1 protein-coding gene is annotated in these 658 nt (G+C 44.1%); it reads left to right on the top strand.

Going from position 1 to position 658, the window contains the following annotated elements; translation table 11 throughout:
• Window positions 1-658: cation diffusion facilitator family transporter (locus ACS8FD_RS21430; RefSeq protein WP_439277358.1), on the top strand; the 658-nt coding region annotated here is incomplete at both ends.

Below are 658 nucleotides of genomic sequence, written 5' to 3'. Positions count from 1 at the left end.
CAATCAAGACACCCATGATCATGATGAACATTTAGAGCAGACTACCGCACCGCGAGATACCAAAGGCTATCAGCGCACATTACTTATTAGCTTTATCATTATTACTGGTTACATGTTTATCGAAGCAATTGGTGGGTTGCTGACTGGAAGTTTGGCGCTACTCTCTGATGCAGGACACATGCTAAGCGATGCCATTGCCCTTGGTGCGACCTTGATGGCATTTAAAATCGGCGAAAAAACAGCCACGCATCAAAAGACCTTTGGGTATAAACGCTTTGAGATTATCGTAGCCACAGTTAATGGTGCGACGCTGGTAATTATCGCCTTAATGATTTTTTATGAAGCGATCAAACGCTTTAACTCGCCGCCAGAGATTGCTACCCAAGGTATGCTGATCGTCGCGACCATCGGTATGCTAGTCAATATTTTAGGTGCTTGGCTGATGCATCGTGGTAGTAGCGGTGGCGATGGGCACGCGCACAGTCATGGATCAAATAAAGATAAAGCAAATAAAGACAGGGTAAAAATCGGAAGCTCTGACACAAAAGAGCCTGTTAATCTCAATATGCAAAGTGCTTACTTGCATGTACTAAGTGATTTAATGGGATCCATTGCTGCTATTGTTGCCGCGCTATTAATGATGGGATTTGGTTGGGTT

The organism is Psychrobacter sp. 1U2 (assembly GCF_051847575.1).
Note: the sequence above shows the minus strand (reverse complement) of the source record. Positions and strands in the feature narration are given on the sequence as shown.